Annotated in this window: 16 protein-coding genes and 1 rRNA gene; 7 read left to right on the forward strand and 10 right to left on the reverse strand. The window is 70.4% G+C overall.

Annotation, left to right across the window (positions count from 1 at the left end):
- Positions 1 to 264: 264 nt before the first annotated feature.
- Both ACPU2J_RS08130 and ACPU2J_RS08135 read right to left on the reverse strand, forming a co-directional pair.
- Positions 265 to 1,788 (reverse strand): 16S ribosomal RNA (locus tag ACPU2J_RS08130).
- Positions 1,789 to 2,360: 572 nt separating this feature from the next.
- Positions 2,361 to 3,002 (reverse strand): DNA-3-methyladenine glycosylase, encoded by a 642-nt coding sequence (locus tag ACPU2J_RS08135; RefSeq protein ID WP_420081222.1) that lies wholly within the window; start codon positions 3,000 to 3,002, stop codon positions 2,361 to 2,363.
- Between the two features lie 108 nt (positions 3,003 to 3,110).
- Between ACPU2J_RS08135 and ACPU2J_RS08140 the strand changes: the two genes are divergently transcribed.
- The 3 genes from ACPU2J_RS08140 (at position 3,111) to ACPU2J_RS08150 (ending at position 5,157) form a co-directional block, all read left to right on the forward strand.
- Positions 3,111 to 3,893 (forward strand): sporulation protein, encoded by a 783-nt coding sequence (locus ACPU2J_RS08140; protein ID WP_361604714.1) that lies wholly within the window; start codon positions 3,111 to 3,113, stop codon positions 3,891 to 3,893.
- A 71-nt stretch (positions 3,894 to 3,964) separates the two neighbouring features.
- Positions 3,965 to 4,501, forward strand: a complete 537-nt coding sequence (locus tag ACPU2J_RS08145) for a YbhB/YbcL family Raf kinase inhibitor-like protein (protein WP_420081221.1) — start codon at positions 3,965 to 3,967, stop codon at positions 4,499 to 4,501.
- 149 nt (positions 4,502 to 4,650) lie between these two features.
- Positions 4,651 to 5,157 carry an HNH endonuclease gene (locus ACPU2J_RS08150; protein ID WP_361604708.1) on the forward strand — a complete coding sequence of 169 codons (507 nt, stop codon included), beginning with the start codon at positions 4,651 to 4,653 and terminating at the stop codon, positions 5,155 to 5,157.
- A gap of 66 nt (positions 5,158 to 5,223) precedes the next feature.
- Here ACPU2J_RS08150 and ACPU2J_RS08155 read toward each other — a convergent pair whose 3' ends face one another.
- The 4 genes from ACPU2J_RS08155 to ACPU2J_RS08170 form a co-directional block, all read right to left on the reverse strand.
- Complete coding sequence (locus tag ACPU2J_RS08155) at positions 5,224 to 5,994, reverse strand: sulfite exporter TauE/SafE family protein (protein WP_365073929.1); 771 nt, start codon at positions 5,992 to 5,994, stop codon at positions 5,224 to 5,226.
- An 88-nt stretch (positions 5,995 to 6,082) separates the two neighbouring features.
- Entirely contained in the window at positions 6,083 to 7,069 is a 987-nt protein-coding gene (locus ACPU2J_RS08160) for an SPFH domain-containing protein (RefSeq protein WP_361604702.1), read from the reverse strand.
- 84 nt (positions 7,070 to 7,153) lie between these two features.
- Positions 7,154 to 7,582 (reverse strand): NfeD family protein, encoded by a 429-nt coding sequence (locus ACPU2J_RS08165; RefSeq protein ID WP_420081219.1) that lies wholly within the window; start codon positions 7,580 to 7,582, stop codon positions 7,154 to 7,156.
- A 127-nt stretch (positions 7,583 to 7,709) separates the two neighbouring features.
- Positions 7,710 to 8,504 (reverse strand): ABC transporter ATP-binding protein, encoded by a 795-nt coding sequence (locus ACPU2J_RS08170; RefSeq protein WP_420081218.1) that lies wholly within the window; start codon positions 8,502 to 8,504, stop codon positions 7,710 to 7,712.
- A 133-nt stretch (positions 8,505 to 8,637) separates the two neighbouring features.
- Between ACPU2J_RS08170 and ACPU2J_RS08175 the strand changes: the two genes are divergently transcribed.
- Complete coding sequence (locus ACPU2J_RS08175; RefSeq protein WP_420081217.1) at positions 8,638 to 9,411, forward strand: hypothetical protein; 774 nt, start codon at positions 8,638 to 8,640, stop codon at positions 9,409 to 9,411.
- A gap of 136 nt (positions 9,412 to 9,547) precedes the next feature.
- Here ACPU2J_RS08175 and ACPU2J_RS08180 read toward each other — a convergent pair whose 3' ends face one another.
- The 4 genes from ACPU2J_RS08180 to ACPU2J_RS08195 form a co-directional block, all read right to left on the reverse strand.
- Positions 9,548 to 10,582 (reverse strand): beta-propeller fold lactonase family protein, encoded by a 1,035-nt coding sequence (locus ACPU2J_RS08180; protein ID WP_423833016.1) that lies wholly within the window; start codon positions 10,580 to 10,582, stop codon positions 9,548 to 9,550.
- A 171-nt stretch (positions 10,583 to 10,753) separates the two neighbouring features.
- Positions 10,754 to 10,999, reverse strand: a complete 246-nt coding sequence (locus ACPU2J_RS08185) for a chaplin (protein WP_420082474.1) — start codon at positions 10,997 to 10,999, stop codon at positions 10,754 to 10,756.
- 149 nt (positions 11,000 to 11,148) lie between these two features.
- Positions 11,149 to 11,811: a response regulator gene (locus ACPU2J_RS08190; protein WP_420081215.1), complete on the reverse strand. Its 663-nt coding sequence runs from the start codon at positions 11,809 to 11,811 to the stop codon at positions 11,149 to 11,151.
- Positions 11,804 to 12,961 carry a GAF domain-containing sensor histidine kinase gene (locus ACPU2J_RS08195; protein WP_361604684.1) on the reverse strand — a complete coding sequence of 386 codons (1,158 nt, stop codon included), beginning with the start codon at positions 12,959 to 12,961 and terminating at the stop codon, positions 11,804 to 11,806. Before ACPU2J_RS08195 ends, ACPU2J_RS08190 begins: the two co-directional genes overlap by 8 nt.
- A gap of 181 nt (positions 12,962 to 13,142) precedes the next feature.
- On the opposite strand from ACPU2J_RS08195, the gene ACPU2J_RS08200 reads away from it, so the two are divergent.
- The 3 genes from ACPU2J_RS08200 to ACPU2J_RS08210 all read left to right on the forward strand — a co-directional run bounded on the left by ACPU2J_RS08200 (position 13,143) and on the right by ACPU2J_RS08210 (position 15,963).
- Positions 13,143 to 13,856, forward strand: a complete 714-nt coding sequence (locus ACPU2J_RS08200) for an SDR family NAD(P)-dependent oxidoreductase (protein ID WP_420081214.1) — start codon at positions 13,143 to 13,145, stop codon at positions 13,854 to 13,856.
- Positions 13,853 to 14,974 (forward strand): S-adenosylmethionine:tRNA ribosyltransferase-isomerase, encoded by a 1,122-nt coding sequence (locus tag ACPU2J_RS08205; RefSeq protein ID WP_420081213.1) that lies wholly within the window; start codon positions 13,853 to 13,855, stop codon positions 14,972 to 14,974. Before ACPU2J_RS08200 ends, ACPU2J_RS08205 begins: the two co-directional genes overlap by 4 nt.
- Before the next feature lie 296 nt (positions 14,975 to 15,270).
- Positions 15,271 to 15,963 carry a transglycosylase SLT domain-containing protein gene (locus ACPU2J_RS08210; protein WP_420081212.1) on the forward strand — a complete coding sequence of 231 codons (693 nt, stop codon included), beginning with the start codon at positions 15,271 to 15,273 and terminating at the stop codon, positions 15,961 to 15,963.
- Positions 15,964 to 16,051: the final 88 nt, after the last annotated feature.

A 16,051-nucleotide genomic window follows, 5' to 3' on the forward strand; every position in this document is an offset into this window, starting at 1 on the left:
TGTGTAGTTCTCAAACAACGACCAGCCACCCATCACCCCACCAGACAAGCTAGTGAGTTCACTGGGGCCGGCACTGAAGAACAGCCGTACGGCCGTACCTTCAGGACCCAACAACGTGCCAAGCACGATTCCGTCGACTTTCGCTGCGTTCCACGCCGAAGCAGTACTTGCAGGAAGTGTCAGAAACCGTGCCAACTAATCAACGTTCCACCCATGAGCTGACCGTGCAGAACGTTTGTCTGCAATCGGTACTGTGCTCCTTAGAAAGGAGGTGATCCAGCCGCACCTTCCGGTACGGCTACCTTGTTACGACTTCGTCCCAATCGCCAGTCCCACCTTCGACAGCTCCCTCCACAAGGGTTGGGCCACCGGCTTCGGGTGTTACCGACTTTCGTGACGTGACGGGCGGTGTGTACAAGGCCCGGGAACGTATTCACCGCAGCAATGCTGATCTGCGATTACTAGCGACTCCGACTTCATGGGGTCGAGTTGCAGACCCCAATCCGAACTGAGACCGGCTTTTTGAGATTCGCTCCACCTCACGGTATCGCAGCTCATTGTACCGGCCATTGTAGCACGTGTGCAGCCCAAGACATAAGGGGCATGATGACTTGACGTCGTCCCCACCTTCCTCCGAGTTGACCCCGGCGGTCTCCTGTGAGTCCCCATCACCCCGAAGGGCATGCTGGCAACACAGGACAAGGGTTGCGCTCGTTGCGGGACTTAACCCAACATCTCACGACACGAGCTGACGACAGCCATGCACCACCTGTATACCGACCACAAGGGGGGCACTATCTCTAATGCTTTCCGGTATATGTCAAGCCTTGGTAAGGTTCTTCGCGTTGCGTCGAATTAAGCCACATGCTCCGCCGCTTGTGCGGGCCCCCGTCAATTCCTTTGAGTTTTAGCCTTGCGGCCGTACTCCCCAGGCGGGGAACTTAATGCGTTAGCTGCGGCACCGACGACGTGGAATGTCGCCAACACCTAGTTCCCAACGTTTACGGCGTGGACTACCAGGGTATCTAATCCTGTTCGCTCCCCACGCTTTCGCTCCTCAGCGTCAGTAATGGCCCAGAGATCCGCCTTCGCCACCGGTGTTCCTCCTGATATCTGCGCATTTCACCGCTACACCAGGAATTCCGATCTCCCCTACCACACTCTAGCTAGCCCGTATCGAATGCAGACCCGAGGTTAAGCCTCGGGCTTTCACATCCGACGTGACAAGCCGCCTACGAGCTCTTTACGCCCAATAATTCCGGACAACGCTTGCGCCCTACGTATTACCGCGGCTGCTGGCACGTAGTTAGCCGGCGCTTCTTCTGCAGGTACCGTCACTTTCGCTTCTTCCCTGCTGAAAGAGGTTTACAACCCGAAGGCCGTCATCCCTCACGCGGCGTCGCTGCATCAGGCTTTCGCCCATTGTGCAATATTCCCCACTGCTGCCTCCCGTAGGAGTCTGGGCCGTGTCTCAGTCCCAGTGTGGCCGGTCGCCCTCTCAGGCCGGCTACCCGTCGTCGCCTTGGTGGGCCGTTACCCCACCAACAAGCTGATAGGCCGCGGGCTCATCCTTCACCGCCGGAGCTTTCAACCCCTGCCCATGCGGACAGGAGTGGTATCCGGTATTAGACCCCGTTTCCAGGGCTTGTCCCAGAGTGAAGGGCAGATTGCCCACGTGTTACTCACCCGTTCGCCACTAATCCACCCCGAAGGGCTTCATCGTTCGACTTGCATGTGTTAAGCACGCCGCCAGCGTTCGTCCTGAGCCAGGATCAAACTCTCCATGAATGTTTACCCGTAATCGGGTCCACACATCACGTTGAGCGGGCACGTCATGTCGGAATATGACCGACGTACCACTGCGTCCTCGCTGTGTTTGGTTGCCTGCAAGCATCACCCGAAGGCGACCTCACAGGTCTTTTTCAAAGGAACCTCATCCACCGAAGTGGACGGGGTATCAACTTCTGGCGTTGATTTTTGGCACGCTGTTGAGTTCTCAAGGAACGGACGCTTCCTTCGTACTCACCCTCAGCAACACTGGCTGGGGCTTTCCTCCGGGCTTTCGCTCTGTTGTCCTGCTGTGTTCTTGCGTTTCCAACTCTACCAGATCATTTCCGCCGCCGTTTCCGGCTTGGATTTGAATTCGGTGACCGTTGGGGGTCTTTGCCTTTCGGCGCTCCACCACGTTAGCGCTTGTCCCTTGCAACTCATAATCGAGCCGCAGGCCGGGAATTCGGGCATGCCGAATACAGCCCCGCCAGGGGTAAGTCGTAGGTGTGGTTTGGCCGCTCCGGGGGTCCGCCGATGGCGGTGCCCCGTAAAAGCGGCTCGAGCAACGTTAGGCGCCCCGTCGGGGCGAGTCAAGTTGAGCGGCGGCGCGGCGCGTGAGCGCGGTACGGGCTCACCGTCGGGTCGCCTGTGAGCCAGAAGCGGTACGGGTGTTCCGCGCCGGCACCGCCGACGCCCGTCCGCGGACCCCTGCTCACCAGGTCGGACGAGGTGCGGGTGCCGGCCAGGAGGGACAGGGGTGCGTCGGGGCCGCCGCACAGGTCCGCGCCGTCGAGGCTGCGGTCCACGTCCAGGGCCGTGGCCAGACGGGCCGGCCCTTTGGCGAGATCAACAGGTTTTCTGGCTGAAACTCGACGTTTGGCGGCCAGCTCCGCGCCCACCGTGATCTCCCCGGCCCGCACCAGAACACCACTGGCCAGGCCCGGCGGGCCGCACACCAGGTTGAGGCTGAACCACATGCCGTAGATGAAGTAGACGTACGCGTGTCCGGGCGGGCCGAACATCGACGCGTTGCGGGCGGTCCGGCCCCGGTAGGCGTGGGAGGCCGGATCGGACTCGCCCTCGTACGCCTCCACCTCCGTGATGCGGAGCTCCAGGGGGCCGTCCGGGGTGCGGCGGACCAGGGTGCGGCCCAGCAGGTCCGGGGCCACCGTGAGGACCGGGCGGTCGAAGAAGGACCTGGGCAGGGGCGTACGGTCGAGACGCGCGCTCATCCGGTCGAGCGTAGTGGACCGCACTCCCCTGCAACCGGGACCTAGGGTTCCGCGTTTGTAAGGGGTAGTCGCGGCGTAGTCGCCAGATCGTTCAAGGGGAGTTTGAGCATGGGCTTCAAGAAGCTGTTCGCGAGCCTGGGTGCCGGTGGTGCTTCGGTGGACACGATCATCACCGAGCCGAACGTCGTCCCGGGCGGGATCGTCCAGGGCGAGGTCCGGATCCAGGGCGGATCCGTGGAGCAGCAGATCGAGGGGCTGTCCGTCGGGCTGCAGGCGCGGGTCGAGGTCGAGGGCGGGGACCAGGAGTACAAGCAGGACGTCGTCTTCACCAAGCAGCGGCTCGGCGGTGCGTTCCAGGTCCAGGCCGGCGCGCTGCACGTGGTGCCGTTCGCCATGGAGATCCCCTGGGAGACGCCGATCACCCACTTCGGCGGTCAGCACCTGCACGGCATGAACATCGGCGTCAGCACGGAGCTGGAGATCGCGCGCGCGGTCGACGCCGGCGACCTCGACGCGATCAACGTGCACCCGGTGCCGGCGCAGCAGGCGATCCTGGACGCCTTCCGCCAGCTGGGCTTCACCTTCCGCAGCGCGGACATGGAGCGGGGTCACATCCGGGGCACCCGCCAGACGCTGCCGTTCTACCAGGAGATCGAGTTCCTGCCGCCGTCGCAGTACCGCGGGCTGAACCAGGTCGAGCTGACCTTCATCTCCGACGGCCGGGAGATGGACGTCGTCCTGGAGATGGACAAGAAGCCCGGTCTGTTCAGCGAGGGCAGCGACACCTACCGCTGCTTCCAGGTGGGGCTGCAGTCGTACGAGGGGACGGACTGGGCGGCGTACCTGAACCAGTGGATCGCCGGAGTCGGTTCGCAGCGCAACTGGTTCTAGGCTCGGCAGTGCGGCCGTCCGCGGACGGCCGCACGGTCCGATGTCTTTCCCCCGCTTCCGGAGGTTCAGCAGTGTCAGAGCAGAGCAGGGCGCCCCTTCCGCACGACTTCCACCCCGAGGTCGCGTCCTTCACGGTGACGAGCGAGGACGTCGCCCACGGGGCCGATCTGCACGCGGCACAGGTCCTCACGGGCAAGAACGTCTCGCCGCAGCTGCGCTGGGAGGGCTTCCCCGAGGGCACCAAGAGCTTCGCCGTGACCTGCTTCGACCCGGACGCGCCCACGGGCAGCGGGTTCTGGCACTGGGTGCTCTTCGACCTGCCCGTGTCCGTGACGGAGCTGCCGGCCGGCGCGGGCAGCGGGGACTTCCCGGGGCTGCCCGAGGGAGCCGTGCACGCGCGCAACGACTACGGCACGCGGGACTTCGGCGGCGCGGCCCCGCCGCGCGGGGAGCGGCACCGCTACGTCTTCACCGTGTACGCGGTGGACCGCGAGCAGCTCGGCCCGGACGAGGACTCCTCGCCGGCGGTCGTCGGGTTCCATCTGCGGTTCCACGCCCTCGGGCGGGCGCAGCTCGTCGGTGAGTACGAGGCGCCGCTCGCGCGCTGATCGTTCTCCGAGCGTTTGCCCGGTCCTGGTCTAAAGAAGGCCAGGACCGGGCATTTTTATTGCGTTGTCCCGCGTGGCGCGCGCGGCCAGAGTGGTTGCGGGCCCTGCCGCCAGGGAGGTCGCGGGCCTGCACACGGGAGGTGGGCGAGATGCGGGACACGCTGGTGCTGAATGCGAGCTTCGAGCCGCTGTCGACGGTGACGCTGAATCGAGCCGTGGTCCTGGTCCTCCAGGACAAGGCCGTGGTCGAACAGTCGCATCCCGATCTGCGTGTGCGCGCCGCGACGATGGACCTCCCGATGCCCCGGGTGATCAGGCTCTGCCGGTACGTACGGGTGCCCTTCCGAAGACATGCTCCGTGGTCGCGGAGGGGGGTGCTGGTCCGTGACCAGCACAGATGCGCGTACTGCGGGAAGCGCGCGACGACGGTGGACCATGTGCTGCCCCGGGCCCAGGGCGGTGGGGACACCTGGCTGAACACGGTGGCCTCCTGCGCGGAGGACAACCACCGCAAGGCGGCCCGGACTCCGGAGGAGGCGGGGATGCCGCTCCTCCGGAAGCCGTTCGTGCCGTCTCCGGCGGACGCCATGCTGCTGGCGCTGGGTGTGGCCGGGCAGGATGCGCTGCCGGACTGGCTGGAGCGGTCCGCCTCGTAGGGGTCCTGTGCTGGGCGACGTCGGTGACGTAGTTCTTCTACGTATGTCTCCGTACGCCTACGTCGCTCAGCGGACCAGGAGTTGCACGATCGCGACGAGTCCGACGGTCACGATGACCCCGCGCAGGACGGTCGGCGACAGCCGCCGGCCGACCTTGGCCCCGATCTGTCCACCGATGGTGGAGCCCACGGCGATGAGGAGCACGGCCGTCCAGTCGAACTCCGCGACGAAGAGGAAGAAGACGGCCGCGATGCCGTTGACGAGTGCGGCGATGACGTTCTTGACGGCGTTGATCCGTTGCATGTCGTCGCGGAGCAGCAGCCCCATCAGGGCCAAGTAGAGAACCCCTTGGGCGGCGCCGAAGTAGCCGCCGTAGGCGCTGGAGAACAGCATGCCGCCGAGCAGGGCGGGGCCTCCGTCGGGGTGTCCCGCGTCGCCTCCGGCGGCTTCCTGGCGTCTGCGCAGCGCGGCGGCGAGCCGGGGCTGGAGCACGACGAGGACCAGGGCGAGTCCGATCAGGACGGGCACGATCGTGTCGAAGGAGTCGGACGGCAGGGCGAGGAGCAGGGCCGCGCCGGCCAGACCGCCGACGAGGGAGACCGAGCCGAGGCGCAGGATGCGGGAGCGCTGCCCCTTGAGCTCCCTGCGGTAGCCGATGGCTCCGCTGATGGAACCGGGCACCAGTCCCAGGGTGTTGGAGACGTTGGCGGTGACCGGTGGCAGGCCCGTGGCCAGCAGCACCGGGAAGGTGATGAGGGTGCCGGAGCCGACGATGGTGTTGATGGTGCCGGCTCCGACACCGGCGGCGAAGACCGCGAGCATTTCCCAGACGGACATGGACGGTGCCATCCCCTTTGCATGAGTGAGTCGCCTCCCCGCCATGAAGGTCGAGGGGCCTCACTGATCATGCAGGAGGGGGTGGTGGTCAGTCGATCGGGGGCTGTTCGCGGCGTTCAGCGCCGCCCTTGTCGGCCGTGCCGGCGCCGCCGCCGGAGCCCTTGCCGGAGTTCTGCGGGTTGAAGCCCGAACCTCCGCCCAGCGGGCCGAAGTTGCCCATGGCTCCGGACAGGCCCTTGAGCGCGTCGCCGATCTCGCTGGGGACGATCCAGAGCTTGTTGGCGTCTCCCTCGGCGATCTTCGGGAGCATCTGGAGGTACTGGTAGGCCAGGAGCTTCTGGTCGGCGTCGCCGGCGTGGATGGACTCGAAGACGGTGCGGATCGCCTGGGCCTCGCCCTCGGCCTTGAGGGCGGCGGCCTTGGCCTCGCCTTCGGCGCGCAGGATCGAGGACTGCTTCTCGCCCTCGGCGCGCAGGATCTCCGACTGGCGGACACCCTCCGCCTGGAGGATCGCGGCGCGCTTGTCGCGGTCGGCGCGCATCTGCTTCTCCATCGAGTCCTGGATGGAGGTCGGCGGCTCGATGGCCTTGAGCTCGACGCGGTTGACGCGGATGCCCCACTTGCCGGTGGCCTCGTCGAGGACTCCGCGCAGGGCCGCGTTGATCTCCTCGCGGGAGGTGAGGGTCCGCTCCAGGTCCATGCCGCCGATGATGTTGCGCAGCGTGGTGACGGTGAGCTGCTCGATCGCCTGGATGTAGCTGGCGACCTCGTAGGTCGCGGCCCGCGCGTCGGTCACCTGGTAGTAGATGACGGTGTCGATGTTGACGACCAGGTTGTCCTGGGTGATGACGGGCTGCGGCGGGAACGGGACGACCTGTTCACGCAGGTCGATCCGGTTGCGGATGGAGTCGATGAACGGGACGACGATGTTGAGTCCCGCGTTGAGCGTGCGGGTGTAGCGGCCGAACCGCTCGACGATGGCGGCGCTGGCCTGCGGGATCACCTGGATCGTCTTGACCAGTGCGATGAAGACCAGAACCACCAGAATGATCAGGACGATGATGATCGGTTGCATGCGGTTCCCCGTGCCCTTCCGGCTGTCTGTGCTGCCCCGTTGATCGGAGTCTCGCAGACCTGTGGGCCGCGAGCAGGCTGCTTGTCACATCACGACGGCGGTCGCCCCGTCGATCTCCACCACGTCGACGGACTGGCCGGGTTCGAAGCTGGTGTCCGCGTCGAGGCTGCGCGCGGACCAGATCTCCCCGGCGAGCTTGATGCGTCCTCCGCTGCCGTCGACGCGTTCGAGGACGACGGCGGTCCTGCCCTTCAACGCGTCGACACCGCTGCGGTGTTGGGGACGCTGGTCGCGGTGCCGGTTGGCGATGGGGCGGACCACGGCGATGAGCGCGACCGAGACCACCACGAAGACCAGGACCTGGGCCACCACTCCCCCGCCGAGGGCCGCCGTGACGGCGGCCGCGACCGCCCCGACGGCGAACATGCCGAATTCCGGCATGGCGGTCAGGACCAGGGGGATGCCCAGTCCGACCGCGCCGATGAGCCACCACACCCACGCGTCGATGTCCACGTGTTCATGGTAGGTCGGCCGGGCGCGGTCGGGACAGGGTGCGGTGGCGCGATGTCCGTTGTGCGGGACGGGTGTTCGGATCCGGGGCCCGTCGGCGGCGCGGGCCCGGCAGGATCCGGAGGACGGCCTAGCGCAGGGGCAGGCCCTGGGCGGACCAGCGGTCGTGCTCCGTGCGCTCGACGACCAGCGGGAGGCCGAAGCAGAGGGAGAGGTTGCGGGAGGTCAGTTCGAGGTCGATGGGGCCGGCGGCGACGACCTTGCCCTGGCGGATCATCAGCACGTGGGTGAAGCCGGGCGCGATCTCCTCGACGTGGTGCGTGACCATGATCATGGAGGGGGCGAGCGGGTCGCGGGCGAGCCGGCCGAGACGGCGTACGAGGTCCTCGCGGCCGCCGAGGTCCAGGCCGGCGGCGGGCTCGTCGAGGAGCAGCAGCTCGGGGTCGGTCATCAGGGCGCGGGCGATCAGGGTGCGCTTGCGCTCGCCCTCGGAGAGGGTGCCGAACTTCCGGTCGAGGTACTCGGTCATGCCGAGGCGGTCGAGGAAGGCGCGGGCACGCAGCTCGTCGACCTCCTCGTACTCCTCCTGCCAGGTGGCCGTCATGCCGTAGGCGGCGGTGAGCACGGTCTGCAGGACGGTCTGCCGCTTGGGCAGCTTGTCGGCCATGGCGATGCCGGCCACGCCGATGCGAGGGCGCAGCTCGAAGACGTCGACCTTGCCGAGGGTGCTGCCGAGGATGGTGGCGCTGCCCTTGGTGGGGAAGAGGTAGCTGGAGGCGAGGTTGAGCAGTGTGGTCTTGCCGGCGCCGTTGGGGCCGAGGATCACCCAGCGCTCCCCCTCCTTCACCGACCAGGAGACCTGGTCCACGAGAGCCCGGCCCTCGCGGACCACGGATACGTCCACCAGCTCCAGAACATCGCTCATGAGCGTGTTGTCACCCCTTGCAGTCACGGTTGTCTGTGCGCCGGTAGACCCAGCCCCAGGGGAAAACCTACGCCACTCGGGGCGGGCTCCGGGGCCGGGGCCCGATGCGGGTGGCGATCCGTAAAGTGGGGGGATGCTTTTCGAACCACGTTCAGGGCGGCTGGCCGCCTGGGGGAACGCGCTGCTGGCCGGTCTGGTCTCGCCCGACGAGGCCGCGATGTCGATCGTGGGCGAGGACGCCGTGCACCGGGTGGAGGGGCTGCCGGGCGAGACGGGTCCGGTCGGGCTGACCCTGGCGCTGGGCCGGCTGCGGGCGCTGGGGGTGAGCGGGATGCGGGTGGCACTGCCGGTGCCGGGGCATCCGCTGGGGCTGAGCGGGCCGCCGGAGTTCAACGCGCGGGCCCTGGAGGCCGAGGAGGCGGTCGTCGCGGTGGGGGCGGCGCTCGGGCTGGTGCCGGAGGTCTCGGAGGCGGGGCCGGCCGGGGACGTCCACGTGTCGGTGACGTGGCACTGCCTGCCGGTACGGGAGGCCCCGCCGGCGGACGTGCCCTCGCTCGGCGAGGCGGAGCGGGAGCTGGCAGAGGCGCTGCGCGAGGCGACGGTGGTGCTGACCCGGCTGGACGTGGCGGGTTCGGGTCCGGCGGCGGAGGCCGCGCTGTCGGCGTACCGGGCGCGGGCGGAGGCGGGGCGGGACACCCTGGCCCCGGGCTATCCGCCGCGGGCGGTCCGGGTGCTGGCGCTGGCGCAGCGGGTGGACCTGATGGTGTCGCTGGCGTGCGAGAGCGGGCACGGGGGTGCGGTGGCCGCGTCGGAGATGGCGGCGCGGGCGGAGGCCCTGCGTCCGGTGGAACGGGTGGCCCGGCGGGCGCTGGTGGCGGCGTACAACGCGGCGGTGGAGCAGCACTAGGTCCGGCGGACCAGGTTCGGTGGGGCCGCGGGGCCCGGTGCGGTGCGTCGCAGGGCGCCGGAGCGCCCCGATGGCGGAGCTGTCCGGGCGTTTCGGCAACGCGGCGAGGTGCCGTGCCGGGCCCCGCGGCCCCGGATCAGGGGTGTGGGGTGGTGGCCACGCCGGTGGGGCCGGAGCCCACCGGGACGGTGCGGAGGGTCGTGGCCGTGCGGGTGTCGATCACCGAGAGGGTGTCCGAGCCGAAGTCGGCGACGTGGACGCGCGAGCCGTCCGGGGCGACGGCGAGGCCGTTGGGGGTGTCGCCCACGGGGACGGTGTCCGTGACGGTGCCGGCGCGCGGGTCGATGACGGACACCGTGTCCGATCCGAGGTCGGCGACGTAGACGCGGCGGCCGTCCGGTCGTACCCCGATGCCCGCGGGCTGGTCGCCGACCGGGACGCGGGCCGTTTCCGTGCCGCGCCGGAGGTCGAGGACCGACACGTCGTCGGTGGTGAGGTTCGAGACGTAGAGGTGGCGGCCGTCGGGTGCCAGGGCGAGGGCGGTGGGTCCGCCGCCCGCGGGCAGGGTGCCGGTGACCGTGCCGTCGGCGGTGCGGATCACCGCGACCTCGTCGGAGCCCGCGTCGGCGACGTACAGGGTGCGGGAGTCCGGTGTGACGGCGAGGCCCAGGGGGGCGCCGCCCACGGCGATGGTGTCCGTGACGGTGCGGGTGCGGGTGCTGATGACCGAGACCTCGCCCGAGGCGACGTTGGAGACGTAGACCTTCCGGTTGTCCGGGGAGACGGTCACCCTGCTCGGTTCGCGACCGACCGCGACCGTTCCCGTGACGGTCATGGTGCGGGTGTCGATCACGGACACGGTGTCCGCCGCGGAGTTCGTGACGTAGACGCGGGCGCCGTCGGGGCTGACGGCCACGCTGTCGGGGGCGTCGCCCACGGGGACGGTGTCCGTGACGGTGCCCGTGCGGGGGTCGACGACGGAGACGGTGTCGGAGTGGAGGTTCGCGACGTACACCCGGCCGGGGGCGGCCCGGTCGGGGCGCACGGCGGGACCGGTCACGGCGGGGCCCGTGGCCGCGTGGGCCTGCGGTCGGTCCGGCAGGCCGGTCAGGGCCAGCGTCACGGCGAGTGCGGCGGCGGCGCGGCGGCAGACGTCCCGGTTCCTGGTCATGCGGGGCACGGTAGGGCCGACTGCGGTGTGCCCGGGTGAGGCTCGCGCCGGGGGCGCGGGACGGCCCCCGTCCGCCCCGTGGCCGTCACCCGGACGCACCGACGCGGCCCCGCTTCCCGGGGAGAGGGGAGGAAGCGGGGCCGCGCGGGCGGGGTCAGGCCGTGCGGGGGGTCAGGCGTTCACGCCGCTGTTGCCGAAGGCGGGGTTGAGCAGGCCGATCACGGTAGCGGTGTTGCCCACGACGTTCACGGGGACCTGGACCGGGACCTGAAGGAGGTTTCCGGAGGCCACGCCGGGCGAGTTCAGGGCCTCGCCCTCCGCCGACGCACCGCCGTGCGCCGAGGAGACACCGGCGCCGGCGGCGAGGAGCCCGCCCGCGATCATGGTGACTGCTGCGGCCTTCTTGAAGTTCTTCACGTTCTCGTCCTCCAGTACGTCGTCCGCGACCAGCCGTCGCGGCACGCCATGGAGAACGGTCGCCCGGCGCCCCGGATACGCCATGTGGGCTACATACACCCGACCGTATGAATCCCTGACCGGAAGCAGACGGTCCGATTGGGGCATCCCTACGCGCCGATTCCGTGCCTGACCGCCCACAATGCGGCCTGGGTCCGGTCGGAAAGGTCCAGCTTCATCAGGATGTTCGAGACGTGGGTCTTGACCGTCTTCTCCGACAGGACCAGGGCGCGCGCGATCTCACGGTTGGAGCGGCCGTCAGCGATCAGGCACAGGACCTCGCGCTCCCGGTCGGTCAGCGAGCCCGGCCGGCCCGCCGCCGGACCCTGCTCCTCCTGTGCGAGCAGGGCCTCGGCCACCTCCGGCTGGAGCAGGACGTGGCCGGCGTGGACCGAGCGGACGGCCCCGGCGAGGGCGTCGGGGTCGATGTCCTTGTAGACGTAACCCGCCGCGCCGGCCCGCAGGGCGGGGACCGCGGTCCGCTGTTCCGTGAAGCTGGTGACGATCAGCACCCGGGCGGGGTTCGCCAGCGCGCGCAGCCGGCGCAGCGCCTCGATGCCGTCGGTGCCGGGCATCTTGACGTCCATGAGGACCACGTCGGGGCGCAGTTCCTCGGCGCGGGCGATGCCCTCCTCCCCGTCGGACGCCTCTCCGACCACCTCGATGTCGTCCTGGACCTCCAGGAAGGTGCGCAGGCCCCGGCGGACGACCTGGTGGTCGTCCACGAGCAGGACGCGGATACGGCTGCCGGTTCGGCCGGTGCTGTCAGCCACCGGGGACCTCCATCTCGATCGTGGTGCCCCGTCCGGGCGCCGAGTGCACGGCGAGCCGGCCGCCGGCCCCGGCGGCGCGGTCCCGCATGGACACGAGTCCGAGGTGGCGGCCCGCCCGCCGGACCGTGCCCGGGTCGAAGCCCTTGCCGGAGTCGGTGACCGCGAGGACGGCGCCGCCCGCGGGCGTCCGGGTCAGGGTCACCTCGACGCGGTCCGCGTCCGAGTGGCGCAGGGCGTTGTGGAGGGCCTCCTGGGCGACGCGCAGCAGTGCTTCCTCCTGGGCCGCGGGCAGCGCCCGTACGCCGTCGCAGGTGAAGGTGACGCGGGCGGTGTGCGCGCGGTCGAGGACCTGGACGTGGGTGCGCAGGGTGGCGACGAGGCCGTCGTCGTCGAGGGCGGCCGGGCGCAGCTCGGTCACGGCGGCGCGCAGTTCGTCGGCGGCCTCCGCGGCGAGGACGGCCACCTGCTGGAGCTCGTCCTTGGCGCGGCCCGGGTCGCGGTCGACGAGGGCGGCGGCGGCCTGGGCGGTGAGGCGCAGCGAGAAGAGCTTCTGGCTGACGGCGTCGTGGAGCTCGTGCGCGAGGCGGGAGCGTTCCTCCGCGATGGTGAGTTCGCGGCTGCGTTCGTAGAGGCGGGCGTTGGTGAGGGCGATCGCGGCGTGCTGGGCGAGGAGGGAGAGGAGTTCCTGGTCCTCGTCGGTGAAGCCGCCGCCGTGCGGCGTGCCGCGCTTGTTCGCCAGGAAGAGGGCGGCGAGGGTCTCCTCGCCGTCGCGGACGGGCATGCCCAGGAAGTCCGACATCTCGGGGTGTGCGGAGGGCCAGCCCTCGAAGCGGGGGTCCTGGCGCACGTCGGCCAGGCGCTCGGGGCCGTCCTCGTGGAGCATCGCGGCGAGGATGCCGTGCTGGCGGGGCAGCGGGCCGATGCTGCGCCACTGTTCGGCGCTGATCCCGTCGACGACGAACTGGGCGAAGCCGCCGTGGTCGTCCGGGACGCCCAGGGCCGCGTACTCGGCGTCCAGGAGTTCGCGGGCCGACACGACGATCGTGCGCAGGACGTCGCGGACCTCCAGGCGGCGGCTCATGGCGAGCAGCGCGGTGCTCACGGCGGCGAGGCCGCTGTGGGGTCCGCCCTGCGGGTGGCTGGCGGTCATGGGGTCACCGTACCCGCGGCCGTGACCTGCGGGGATCGGGCGCGGGAGGGAGGGGGGAGGGGGCCTGTGGGCGTAGGTCCAAGGTCCTTCCGGGGTGGGGCCGGCGACCGATCCGGCGGCGGGTGGCCCGTTCCTACGGTGGGGTCATCTGTTGATCGGTACGAAGGATGAGGGTGCGGTCATGTCGGTGGCGATCGTGACGGGGGCTTCGCGGGGGCTGGGCCGGGCGCTGGCCGGGGAGCTGGCCGCGCGCGGCTGGGACCTGGTGCTGGGTGCGCGCGGTGGGCGGGCGCTGGAGGAGGCGGCGGCGGGGTTGCGGCGGCCGGGCGGGGAGGGGCCGCGGGTGGTCGCGGTGGCCGGGGACGTGTCCTCGGGGGCGTACCGGGCGGCGCTGGTGGCCGCGGCGCGGGAGCTGGGCGGGCTGGACCTGCTGGTGAACAACGCGGGGGTGCTGGGGGCGGAGCCGCTGGTGCCGCTGGCCGCCCAGCCGCTGTCGGGGCTGCGGGAGGCGTTCGAGGTCAACGTGGTGGGTGCGCTGGGACTGGTCCAGGAGGGGCTGCCGCTGCTGCGGGCGGCGCGGGCCGGGGCGGTGCTGAACATCAGCTCGGACGCGGCGGTGGTGGCGTACGCGACGTGGGGGGCGTACGGGGCGACCAAGGCGGCGGGGGACCTGGTGTCGGCGGTGCTCGCGGCGGAGGAGCCGGGGCTGCGGGTGTGGTGGGCGGATCCGGGGTCGATGCGGACGCGGATGATGGCGGCGGCCGAGCCCGGCGAGGATCTGGCGGGGCTGCCGGCGCCGGAGGAGGTGGCCGCGGTGCTGCTGCGGCTGCTGGACGAGGGCCTGCCGGGCGGGCGGTACACGGCGGAGGGTCTGGCCGCTGGGGCGGGGCGATGAGCGGGGTCACGGGCCGGGGGTCGGTCCGGGAGGAGGGGGGACTGTATATAAGGGACATTCCTCGCGAACTACTGGCGCGCGTCCCGGCCGAGCAGCGGAGTCCGGGTGCAGGGCGGGACGCCGTGCGGCTCCTGGTGTCCCGGGGCGCGGAGCGGGTGTCGCTGCACGCCTTCCGGGAGCTGCCGGGGCTGCTGCGGGCCGGGGACGTGCTGGTGGTGAACACCTCGGCCACCCTGGCGGCCGCGGTCGACGCCCGGCTGGGCGGCGAGGACCTGGTGGTGCACTTCTCGACCCGGGGGGACGACGGGCGCTGGGCGGTGGAGCTGCGCACCCCGGCCGGCCGGGGGACGACCCGGCCGCACGCCGGGGGGCCGGCGGGGGCGGTGGTGGAGCTGCCGGGCGGCGGCCGCCTGGTCCTGGAGGAGCCGCTGGCCGCGGGCGCGGACCGGCTGTGGTGGGCCCGCCCCTCCCCCGTGCCGTACGGGGTGCCGGCGCTGCTGCGGGAGCACGGGCGGCCGATCCGGTACGCGTACACGGAGCGGGACCAGCCGCTGTCGGCGCACCAGACGGTGTTCGCGCTGCCGGCGGCCGACGGGTCGGGGTCGGCGGAGATGCCGAGCGCCGGGCGGCCGTTCACGGCGGAGCTGGTGGCGCGGCTGGTGAGCCGCGGGGTGCAGTTCGCGCCGCTGACCCTGCACACGGGGGTGGCCTCGCAGGAGGCGCACGAGCCGCCCTTCCCGGAGCGGTACGCGGTCCCGGCGACGACGGCGGCGCTGGTGAACGCCGCCCGGGCGGCGGGAGGGCGGGTGATCGCGGTGGGGACCACGGCGGTACGGGCCCTGGAGTCGGCGGCGGACGGGCGGGGGCGGGTGGGGCCCGCCGCGGGGTGGACGGATCTGGTGGTGACCCCGGAGCGGGGGGTGCGGGTGGTGGACGGGCTGCTGACCGGGCTGCACGAGCCCGAGGCGTCCCACCTGCTGATGCTGGAGGCGGTCGCGGGGCGGGCCGCCGTACGCCTCGGGTACACCCAGGCGCTGGCCCGGGGGTGCCTCTGGCACGAGTTCGGCGACGTCCATCTGCTACTCAAGGATGAGAACCGTCACGGAATGAATTGCTGAAGCCACTCATAGTGAAGCAGGCGGGTGTCCGGTGTGAGCCCCGGCATAGGACCCACATCACTTACGAAGCTCCCTAGTGGATACATAAAGGACCTGTCAGTGCGGGTGGGCCTAGCGCCGGGGCCGTATATCGAGCCTCGGCGCGCGGCCCTGATCCACTAAGCGGGATCGTACGTCACACCTTTGCCACAGGATTTTGCCGCCGCTAAGAATTGCTCCCGTCGCCAGGCGCCGCGGATCCCGGATCCGTACGGCGCCTCCCTGCGGCCCCCGCTATTCGAAGAGGTTGCCCCGCCATGTCTGCTTCCCGCACCCCCGGTCACAGTCGTCTGACGAAGGCACACAAGCTGTCCATCGCCGGTGTCGCGACGCTCAGCGCCGCCGCCGTCGCCTTCTCCCTGGTTCCCGCCGACGCCGCGGAGACGGAGACCACCATCTCCGCCGCCCCCGTCGCCTGGGCCCAGGCCGTGAACGGCACCCAGACGAAGGCGCTGTACGGCCACCTCTCCACCCAGCAGGTCATCGCCGACGCGAACGCCAAGGCCGCCGCCGTCGCCGCGAAGGCCAAGGCCGACGCCGACGCCAAGGCGAAGGCCGCTGCCGCCGCCAAGAAGGCGCGCGAGCAGAAGGCCGCCGCGAGCCGCGCCGCCGCCCGCACCCCGGTGTTCGCCAACAACCTGGACGGCTGGATCAAGGAAGCCCTCTTCATCATGAAGAAGGAGGGCATTCCGGGCAGCTACGCCGGCATTCACCGCAACATCATGCGTGAGTCCAGCGGCAACCCGATGGCGATCAACAACTGGGACATCAACGCCCGGAACGGCATCCCCAGCAAGGGTCTGCTCCAGGTCATCTACCCGACCTTCAAGGCGTACCACGTCAAGGGCACCAAGTTCGACCAGTACGACCCGGTCGCCAACATCGTCGCCGCCTGCAACTACGCGGCCGACCGCTACGGCTCGATGGACAACGTCAACAGCGCCTACTAGGCCTGCGGCGGTCCTCGCCCCACCCCACACACGCCGAAGGGCGGCACCCGGATCCCGGGTGCCGCCCTTCGGCGTGTGTGTCGTCCGG

The organism is Streptomyces manipurensis, from assembly GCF_049570255.1.
Taxonomy (GTDB): Bacteria; Actinomycetota; Actinomycetes; order Streptomycetales; family Streptomycetaceae; genus Streptomyces; species Streptomyces manipurensis.

Bases quoted from the DNA above. Each gene is read 5' to 3' on its own strand.
- ACPU2J_RS08135 (WP_420081222.1), bottom strand. From the start codon at position 3,002: ATGAGCGCGCGTCTCGACCGTACGCCCCTGCCCAGGTCCTTCTTCGAC.
- ACPU2J_RS08140 (WP_361604714.1), top strand. From the start codon at position 3,111: ATGGGCTTCAAGAAGCTGTTCGCGAGCCTGGGTGCCGGTGGTGCTTCG.
- ACPU2J_RS08150 (WP_361604708.1), top strand. From the start codon at position 4,651: ATGCGGGACACGCTGGTGCTGAATGCGAGCTTCGAGCCGCTGTCGACG.
- ACPU2J_RS08155 (WP_365073929.1), bottom strand. From the start codon at position 5,994: ATGTCCGTCTGGGAAATGCTCGCGGTCTTCGCCGCCGGTGTCGGAGCC.
- ACPU2J_RS08160 (WP_361604702.1), bottom strand. From the start codon at position 7,069: ATGCAACCGATCATCATCGTCCTGATCATTCTGGTGGTTCTGGTCTTC.
- ACPU2J_RS08170 (WP_420081218.1), bottom strand. From the start codon at position 8,504: ATGAGCGATGTTCTGGAGCTGGTGGACGTATCCGTGGTCCGCGAGGGC.
- ACPU2J_RS08175 (WP_420081217.1), top strand. From the start codon at position 8,638: ATGCTTTTCGAACCACGTTCAGGGCGGCTGGCCGCCTGGGGGAACGCG.
- ACPU2J_RS08180 (WP_423833016.1), bottom strand. From the start codon at position 10,582: ATGACCAGGAACCGGGACGTCTGCCGCCGCGCCGCCGCCGCACTCGCC.
- ACPU2J_RS08195 (WP_361604684.1), bottom strand. From the start codon at position 12,961: ATGACCGCCAGCCACCCGCAGGGCGGACCCCACAGCGGCCTCGCCGCC.
- ACPU2J_RS08200 (WP_420081214.1), top strand. From the start codon at position 13,143: ATGTCGGTGGCGATCGTGACGGGGGCTTCGCGGGGGCTGGGCCGGGCG.
- ACPU2J_RS08205 (WP_420081213.1), top strand. From the start codon at position 13,853: ATGAGCGGGGTCACGGGCCGGGGGTCGGTCCGGGAGGAGGGGGGACTG.
- ACPU2J_RS08210 (WP_420081212.1), top strand. From the start codon at position 15,271: ATGTCTGCTTCCCGCACCCCCGGTCACAGTCGTCTGACGAAGGCACAC.